This is a genomic window from Shewanella sp. CG12_big_fil_rev_8_21_14_0_65_47_15, from assembly GCF_002783505.1.
Taxonomy (GTDB): Bacteria; Pseudomonadota; Gammaproteobacteria; order Enterobacterales; family Shewanellaceae; genus Shewanella.
The window spans coordinates 25,160-34,631 of record NZ_PFGL01000044.1 but is presented as its reverse complement, the minus strand read 5'-3'; the positions used below and the strand labels follow the sequence as shown (position 1 = coordinate 34,631).

The 9,472-nt window shown below is 49.3% G+C and carries 6 protein-coding genes and 1 pseudogene; 2 read left to right on the top strand and 5 right to left on the bottom strand.

The annotated features are described in order from the left end of the window. The 5 genes and pseudogenes from COW15_RS11630 to COW15_RS11610 all read right to left on the bottom strand — a co-directional run. Positions 1–103, bottom strand: a pseudogene (locus COW15_RS11630) (cytochrome C); the annotation flags it as partial. 8 nt (positions 104–111) lie between these two features. Then, positions 112–597 carry a nitrate reductase cytochrome c-type subunit gene (locus tag COW15_RS11625; RefSeq protein ID WP_293632725.1) on the bottom strand — a complete coding sequence of 162 codons (486 nt, stop codon included), beginning with the start codon at positions 595–597 and terminating at the stop codon, positions 112–114. Between the two features lie 10 nt (positions 598–607). Next, positions 608–3,097, bottom strand: coding sequence for a nitrate reductase catalytic subunit NapA (gene napA / locus COW15_RS11620; RefSeq protein ID WP_293632724.1), 2,490 nt, complete (start codon positions 3,095–3,097; stop codon positions 608–610). Between the two features lie 2 nt (positions 3,098–3,099). Then, a complete protein-coding gene (locus tag COW15_RS11615) occupies positions 3,100–3,357 on the bottom strand; it encodes a chaperone NapD (protein WP_293632723.1) in 258 nt (85 codons plus the stop codon). A 41-nt stretch (positions 3,358–3,398) separates the two neighbouring features. Continuing rightward, positions 3,399–3,569: a periplasmic nitrate reductase, NapE protein gene (locus COW15_RS11610; protein WP_293632722.1), complete on the bottom strand. Its 171-nt coding sequence runs from the start codon at positions 3,567–3,569 to the stop codon at positions 3,399–3,401. A gap of 627 nt (positions 3,570–4,196) precedes the next feature. Here COW15_RS11610 and COW15_RS11605 point away from each other — a divergent pair. Next, positions 4,197–7,913, top strand: a complete 3,717-nt coding sequence (locus COW15_RS11605; RefSeq protein WP_293632721.1) for a nitrate reductase subunit alpha — start codon at positions 4,197–4,199, stop codon at positions 7,911–7,913. A gap of 21 nt (positions 7,914–7,934) precedes the next feature. Beyond that, on the top strand, positions 7,935–9,470 hold the full coding sequence (narH, locus tag COW15_RS11600; protein ID WP_293632720.1) for a nitrate reductase subunit beta: 1,536 nt from the start codon (positions 7,935–7,937) through the stop codon (positions 9,468–9,470). The last annotated feature ends 2 nt before the right edge of the window (positions 9,471–9,472 follow it).

Genomic DNA, 9,472 nt, shown 5'->3' with positions numbered 1-9,472 from the left:
AAACCCCCCCCGCCACGAAACCACCTAAGGTTAAAAAACCTAGACTGTAGTGCACACTCGGGCGATTGAGTACTTGCCAGATTTTTTTCAGTTTATCTAACATGCTGACTCCTAGTGTTTTTTCTGCTCAGTGTTGGCTTTAATAAGATGTTCCATATCCACAAAGTCGTTTTCGACTAGGAGTTTGGCATCTAACTGCGGCACATGGCATTGAGTACAGAAATAACGACGCGGAGAAAGCTCGGCTAAAAAGTTATTATCCCGATCCATATAGTGTGTCACGCTGACCATAGGCGCTTGGGAGTCACCAGTGCGGCTTCTCGCATGGCAGGCCATACATTTATTCACTTTAAGATCCAATTGATAGCCATCAATTTTATGGGGGATCACTGGCGGCTGCATCGGGTAATTACGCACTTCTTTAACATCTGTGTTGCGTACCGTTTGCATCGCCGGTGGCGTAAGCTCGACATCGATCGGTGCCTGACGCAGAGTATCGATTTTCTCATCGGGAACACTGGCTGCCGAGACGCTGCCAATAAAGACTAAGCCCTGTGCGAGTAAACCCAATGTTGAGACTAATTTGAATGTTTTCATCCTGTACTCCTTATACCTTGACGATCTTCACCGCACATTTCTTAAAGTCAGTTTGTTTTGACAAGGGATCTGTCGCATCTAAGGTGACTTTATTAATGAGCTGGCTAGCATCAAACCAAGGTACGAACACTAGGCCCACAGGCGGTTTATTACGGCCACGGGTTTCGACTCGCGTCTTGATCTCCCCACGGCGTGATACGACTCGCACTTCATCGCCACGGCGAAGGCCACGTTTTTTGGCATCCTCTGGGTGCATAAAACACACGGCATCGGGGAAAGCGCGGTAAAGCTCGGGCACACGTTGGGTCATAGACCCCGAATGCCAGTGCTCAAGCACCCGACCTGTGGATAACCAAATATCGTATTCGTCATCCGGAGACTCGGCGGCTGGCTCATAGGGCAGCGCAAAAATTACCGCACGGCCATCGGGCTTACCATAAAACTCAAAGCCTTTACCCGCTTTAACATAGGGATCGCTTCCCTCACGGAAACGCCACTTGGTTTCTTTACCATCGACCACGGGCCAACGTAACCCATGGGCTTCATGGTAAGCCTCAAAGGGAGCTAAGTCGTGACCATGGCCACGGCCAAAGGTCGCGTATTCTTCGAATAAGCCCTTCTGCACGTAAAAACCAAAGTGTTTCGCTTCGTTGTTCAAGTACTTAGGATCGGCATCCGTTAATGGGAACTTATCAACATTGCCGTTTTGGTACAGCACTTCGAATAGGGTTTTGCCCTTAAACTCAGGGTTAGCGGCAAGCACGTCCTTAGGCCAGACTTCATCCGTGGTAAAACGCTTGGAAAATTCCATCAATTGCCACAGATCCGAATGGGACTCACCCGGCGCCTGCACCATTTGGTGCCAGAACTGGGTGCGGCGCTCGGCATTGCCATAGGCGCCCTCTTTCTCGACCCACATCGCCGTTGGCAGGATCAGATCCGCCGCCTGGGTGGTGACCGTTGGATAGGCATCGGATACCACAATGAAGTTGGCAGGATTGCGATATCCTGGTAGCCCTTCTTCATTGATGTTCGGACCCGCCTGCATATTGTTATTCACTTGCACCCAATAGCAGTTCAGATCGCCGTCTTTTAAGCGACGGTTTTGCTCGACGGCGTGGTAACCGGGTTTGGGTGGAATAATACCGCTGGGGATCTTCCAGATTTCTTCGGCGTGTTTTCTGTGCTCAGGGTTCGTCACCACCATATCGGCGGGTAAACGATGGGAGAAAGTCCCGACTTCACGTGCTGTGCCACAGGCTGACGGTTGACCCGTCAATGAGAACGGACTGTTACCTGGGGTAGAAATCTTACCCATTAGCAAATGGATGTTGTAAATCAGGTTGTTACACCATACACCGCGGGTATGTTGGTTAAAGCCCATGGTCCAGAACGAAGTGACTTTTGTATTAGGATCGGCATAGAGCTTCGCCAGTTCGATTAACTTATCCTCTGGAACACCGGACAGTTTACTGACTTTTTCAGCCGTATAATCGGCCACAAACGCCTTGAATGTATCAAAATCGATTGGGGTCGAATCCCCCGCCGTTTTCACATTTTTGGCTTTTTTCTCAAGGGGATGGGTTGGACGTAAACCATAACCTATATCTGTGGTGCCCTGGCGGAAGTTGACGTGCTTCTTCACGAAGTCCCAGTTAACTTTATCGTTTTGAATAATGTAGTTCGCGATAAAGTTCAAAATGGCTAAGTCGGTTTGCGGAGTGAAAACGATTGGCAAATCGGCTAAATCGAAGGATCTATGTTCGAAGGTGGACAGCACAGCCACTTTAACATGGGATGCGCTCAGGCGGCGATCGGTCACGCGGCTCCAGAGGATAGGATGCATTTCGGCCATATTCGAGCCCCACAGCACGAAGGCATCGGCCGCTTCCATATCGTCATAACAACCCATAGGCTCATCGATACCGAAGGTGCGCATAAAGCCGACTACCGCCGACGCCATGCAGTGGCGTGCATTAGGGTCGATATTGTTCGAACCGAAGCCCGCTTTCATCAACTTAACGGCGGCGTAACCTTCCCATACTGTCCATTGGCCCGAGCCGAACATGCCCACAGCGGTTGGGCCCTTGGCTTTGATGGTTTCTTTCCACTTTTGCGCCATGATGTCAAAGGCGCTGTCCCAACTGATCGGTGAGAATTCGCCGTGCTTATCGTATTTGCCATCGGTCATTCGCAGCATAGGCGTAGTCAGACGATCGCTGCCGTACATGATTTTCGACAGGAAATAACCCTTGATACAGTTAAGGCCACGGTTGACTTCACTGTTGGCATCACCGTGGGTGGCCACGACTTTGCCATCGCGGGTGGCAACAATCACGGAACACCCCGTGCCGCAGAAACGGCAAGGCGCCTTATTCCATTCGAGTTTAGTTTGTTCTGAGCTGGTAATTAGGTTGCTTGCGCCCGCGGGCAAGGCTAAGCCTGCGGCACCCGCCGCGGCGATCACCGCGTTGGCTTTAATAAAATCGCGTCTGTTCATGTTCATTCTTCACCCTCTTCGAGCGTTTCACTCTGGTGGTAAACCATAGTGGCGGATAGGACGCCAGGAATGGCATTGATCTTTTCTATGTTGTCCATCAAGGCGCGTTGGGAATCGCCTTCGAGTACAACGACCAATTTCACATCGTTATTCACGGAAAGTTCGGCGTTTTCAATCGTCATAATGTGTTGCCTAACGTCTGCCATCTTCTGCGGCAATACTTGCACCACTAAACTGGTGATATGAAGTTCTTTGCTCATCCGACATTCCACTCTATTGCATTGTTATTGTTGTTTTTGGCTTAGCCTGCACCCGGAGGGCCAGTGAGAATTTGGCTAAACCAAATCGCAAAGCCTAAGCCACTGACCAGTAATACGGACAATATCGGTGCTAATAGCACGGTTAAAAAGAGGAAAATTTTTAATTCTAAGCGCTTACTATCACTCGCTTCGTCACTGGTTCGAGTCGTCATAATCTCTCCCAAATTTCTGCATAAACATGCTGTTATCCACGCGGCTGCGATCCACTTAACTGTCTCGTTCCACCGTAAATCCCCCTTAAAATCGATGTAAGACGAGTCAATTTTTAAGCACAAAATCAAACACATTTTTGTCACATTGTTTTAGCTTTTATCATCATAGGAGACTTTAGGTGAAAAGCCCCTTCCTCTAATTAGGTATTTGCCCATAAGCGTGATCTCGATCCACAAACGGCATTCGAGTAAAGACACTGTGCTCACAACCTGTCCATAGACAGATTAAGACCATGATAAATATCCAGACAAGCGTCGGTATTCGAGCCCTCTAAGCCGCTGAAATTGCGCTATGAATATGGCGTTGCACCATGATACTCACAAAGGGATATTCTTCACAAAAACAGTGATTTATTGATCGCGATCAACATCCAGCCATTTGACTCGCGTCAGACTTTGCGCACAAATCCAACCTAAATCAGCCATAAAAAATACAAAAGTCACATATGGGAAATGGTTTTGTAACCAATAACCAAATCTCTTCATAGAGTCAGGCAACGAGTATTGCTTTAGCGTCAATTAGCATTCTCTGTTGAGAGCAGTATCGCATCAGGAGTTTATTAATAAATGAGTCACTTACTCGATAAATTGCGTTTTTTTAAGACCCGTCAGGAACCGTTTGCCAACGGTCATGGCGTTACGACTGAGCAAGATAGGACCTGGGAGCAGGGTTACCGACAACGCTGGCAGCACGATAAAATTGTGAGATCCACCCACGGCGTTAACTGCACCGGTTCCTGTAGCTGGAAAATCTATGTCAAAAATGGCTTAGTCACCTGGGAAACCCAACAAACCGATTACCCCCGCACCCGTCCCGATTTACCCAACCATGAGCCCCGCGGCTGCCCAAGGGGCGCGAGTTATTCTTGGTATATTTATAGCGCTAACCGACTGAAATACCCAAAAATCCGCCAACAACTGATGAAACTTTGGCGAGAGGCGAAGCAGCGCTATGCCGATCCCGTCGATGCATGGGCGTCGATTGTCAATGATCCTGTTAAGGCAAAAAGTTACAAGGAGAGGCGCGGTTTAGGGGGATTCATTCGTGCCAGTTGGGATGAAGTCAATGAAATTATTGCCGCCTCTAACGTATACACCACTAAGACCTATGGTCCGGATCGTATCGCGGGTTTTTCACCTATCCCTGCTATGTCTATGGTGTCCTACGCGGCAGGTGCCCGTTACCTTTCCTTGATCGGTGCTAACTGTCTCAGTTTCTATGATTGGTATTGCGATTTGCCACCCGCTTCACCGCAGGTTTGGGGAGAGCAGACCGATGTGCCCGAGTCCGCCGACTGGTATAACTCCAACTACATCATAGTCTGGGGCTCAAACGTGCCTCAAACCCGTACCCCCGACGCTCACTTTTTGAGTGAAGTGCGTTACAAGGGCACAAAAACCTGCGTTATCACCTCGGACTATTCCGAAGCCTCAAAGTTTGGTGATACTTGGCTGGCACCGCGCCAAGGCACAGATGCCGCGCTCGCCATGGCGTTTGGCCATGTGATTTTGCAGGAGTTCCATGTCAATAATCCAAGTACCTATTTCACTGATTACGTTAAACATTACACCGATATGCCAATATTGGTGATGCTCGAAGAAAGCAATGGGCATCTCACCAGTGGCCGCTTCCTGCGCGCCGCCGATCTTGTTGATAATCTTGGCGAAACAAACAATCCTGATTGGAAAACTATTGCAATTAATAGCCAAGGAAAAATGACCAGCCCTAATGGTTCTATCGGCTATCGCTGGGGCGAAAAAGGCAAGTGGAATTTAGAGCAGAAAGATCGCCATGGCGATATTGATGTCTTATTGACGCTTAAAGATCAAAGCGATGAATTTGCTCAAGTTGCCTTCCCCTACTTCGGCGGCGCGCCCCACGAATATCAATATTTCCAACACACTGAACATAGCGATATCCAGCTACGCAAGGTCCCCGTCAAAACGGTGCAACTGGCGAATGGCAGCCAAGCCAAAGTGGCAACCGTATATGATCTTATGTTGGCTCACTATGGTGTAGATAACGGTATTGGCGATAGCCAGCGCGCCAGCTCATACGATGACAATGTACCCTACACCCCCGCTTGGCAGGAAGTGATCACCGGCGTGAAACGAGCCGATGTGATCCGTGTCGCCACTGAGTTTGCCAGAAATGCGGATAAAACCCAGGGGCGTTCAATGGTCATTGTCGGTGCGGCGCTTAACCACTGGTACCACATGGACATGAACTACCGTGGCCTGATCAACATGTTGATGATGTGTGGTTGTGTCGGTCAATCGGGCGGCGGTTGGGCCCACTATGTCGGCCAAGAAAAACTTCGTCCCCAAACGGGTTGGACTCCACTGGCATTTGCACTCGATTGGCAACGCCCTCCCCGCCATATGAACGGCACTTCGTTTTTCTATAACCATTCTAGCCAATGGCGCTATGAAAAACTGAACATGTCCGAAATCATTTCGCCACTCGCACCTAAGGAAAACTGGAGTGGCAGCATTATCGATTTCAACAGCCGCGCCGAACGCATGGGCTGGTTACCCTCTGCGCCACAATTAGGCACTAACCCACTACACCTCGCCGCCAACGCAAAGGCTGCAAACCAAACGGTAGAAGAGCATGTCGTTTCCCAGCTTAAAACGGGCGATCTGAAATTTGCCTGTGAACAGCCCGATGATCCGAAAAACTTCCCCCGCAATATGTTTATTTGGCGCTCTAACCTGCTGGGCTCCTCCGGCAAAGGCCATGAATATATGCTGCGCCATTTCCTCGGCACTAAGCATGGCTTGCTCGGTAAAGATCTGGGTGATTTTGGCGGTAATAAGCCTGAAGACGTTGAATGGAAAGATGAAGGCGCCGAAGGTAAGGTTGACCTGTGGGTAACCTTAGATTTCCGCATGTCAACGACTTGTTTATATTCGGATATTGTCTTACCCACTGCAACTTGGTATGAAAAAGATGATATGAATACCTCGGATATGCATCCGTTTATTCACCCGCTTTCGGCCGCCATTGACCCTGTATGGGAGGCGCGTTCAGATTGGGAAATCTTTAAGGGTATTGCCAAGGCATTTTCCAAGGTCTGTGTGGGACATTTAGGGGTTGAGCAGGATCTAGTCACTATCCCAATGCACCACGATACCCCAGGGGAATTAGCCCAACCCTATGATGTTAAAGCCTGGTGGAAAGGCGAATGTGAACCTGTTCCGGGTAAAACCATGCCGCACTTAACTATGGTTGAGCGCGACTATCCCAATACCTATGCCCGCTTTACCTCGGTAGGACCCTTGCTGGAAAACATTGGTAATGGTGGCAAAGGCATTAGTTGGGATACTAAGGATGAAGTCAAACTCCTACGTCAACTCAACTATACCCATACGGATGAAGGTGTGAATAAAGGGTTAGCTAAGCTCGATACCGCCATCGATGCCTGTGAAATGATCCTAGCACTCGCCCCAGAAACCAACGGCCACGTCGCAGTGAAAGCCTGGGAAGCCCTCGGTGAATTTACCGGTTTAGATCACACCCATCTAGCCAAACCCAAGGAAGAAGAAAAAATTCGCTGGCGCGATATTGTCGCCCAACCACGGAAAATCATCTCCTCACCTACTTGGTCAGGCCTAGAGGATGAGCATGTCTCCTATAACGCTGGCTACACCAACGTACACGAGCAAATACCTTGGCGCACTATTACCGGTCGCCAACAGTTTTATCAAGATCACCAATGGATGCGTGATTTTGGCGAACAGCTCTGTACCTATAAGCCGCCGATCAACTTGAAAACCGTCGCACCGGTACTGAACAAAAAGCCCAACGGCAATAAGGAAATCGTCCTTAACTGGATCACACCACACCAAAAATGGGGTATCCACAGCACCTATTCGGACAACCTGTTGATGCTGACGCTGTCCCGCGGTGGCCCTATCGTCTGGATGAGCGAAACCGACGCCAAAATTGCCGGTATCGAAGATAACGACTGGATTGAAGTCTTCAACGTCAACGGGGCGATTGCTTGCCGCGCCGTGGTCTCCCAGCGAGTCCCCGAAGGCATGAGCATGATGTACCACGCCCAAGAACGTATCGTAAACGTCCCAGGTTCAGAAATGACCGGCACCCGTGGCGGGATCCACAACTCAGTCACCCGCGCCGTGATGAAGCCTACCCATATGATTGGTGGCTATGCCCAACAAGCCTATGGCTTTAACTATTACGGTACTGTCGGTTGTAACCGCGACGAATTTGTTGTTGTACGTAAGATGCACAACGTCGACTGGTTAGACACTAAATAAGATTTGAGCAAGGAATAAGTTATGAAAGTTAGAGCCCAAATAGGCATGGTACTCAATCTCGATAAATGTATCGGTTGCCACACTTGCTCCATTACTTGTAAAAACGTTTGGACCTCCCGCGAAGGGGTTGAATACGCTTGGTTTAATAACGTCGAAACCAAACCTGGTATTGGCTTCCCGAAAGAATGGGAAAACCAAGATAAATGGAATGGCGGCTGGAAGCGTAACTCTGCAGGTAAGTTAGAACTCAAAATCGGTGGAAAAGTCCGATTACTGGCCAAGATCTTCGCCAATCCGGATCTGCCGGAAATCGATGACTACTATGAGCCATTCGATTTTGACTACCAATATTTGCACACGGCCCCCGATAGCCAACATCAACCGGTTGCCAGACCACGTTCACTGATCACTGGTCAGCGGATGGAAAAAATCGATTGGGGTCCAAACTGGGAAGAAATTCTCGGCACTGAGTTTGAAAAACGTAAGAAAGACAAAAACTTTGACAATGTGCTGCAAAAAGACATCTACGGGCAATTTGAAAAAACCTTCATGATGTATTTGCCACGCCTGTGCGAACACTGCTTAAACCCAGCGTGCGTCGCCTCTTGCCCATCGGGCTCGATTTATAAGCGTGAAGAAGATGGCATTGTGCTCATTGACCAAGATAAGTGTCGCGGCTGGCGCATGTGTGTTTCCGCCTGCCCCTACAAGAAAATCTACTTCAATTGGAAATCGGGCAAATCGGAAAAATGTACTTTCTGCTTCCCACGTATCGAAGCCGGGCAGCCGACTGTGTGCTCCGAAACCTGTGTAGGCCGCATCCGATACCTCGGCGTATTGCTCTACGATGCCGATAAAATCGAGGCGGCAGCCAACACGCCAAACGATAAAGATCTCTATAAAGCACAATTAGATATCTTCTTAGATCCTAACGATCCTAAGGTGATTGAAGCCGCCCGTAAGGAAGGGATCAGTGATAATTGGATCAACGCCGCCCAGCGCTCGCCCGTCTATAAAATGGCGATCGATTGGAAAGTCGCGCTGCCGTTACACCCTGAGTATCGCACCCTTCCAATGGTGTGGTATGTGCCACCACTATCCCCAATTCAAACGGCGGCCGAAGCTGGCCATATTGGTATGAACGGGGAAATTCCCGATCTGAAATCCCTGCGGATCCCACTGCGTTACCTCGCCAATCTATTAACGGCGGGGGATGAAAAACCTGTGGTAGTGGCACTCGAGCGCATGCTGGCAATGCGCGCCTTTAAACGCTCGCAACAGGTCGACAAAGTGGAAGACCTCGACGTGTTAAAGCAAGTCGGCCTCACGCCAGTTCAAGTCGAAGAAATGTATCGCTATATGGCGATTGCCAATTATGAAGACAGATTTGTGGTGCCAACCAGCCATAAGGCCTATGCCGAAAATGCCTACGATATGAAGAGCAGCTGTGGCTTTAGCTTCGGTAATGGCTGTGGCGATGGCAACAATGGCGTCAACTTATTTGGTGCGAAAGCGGCAAGTGTTCGACAAGTGATCCCTGTGACGCTGGAGAAGTAAAG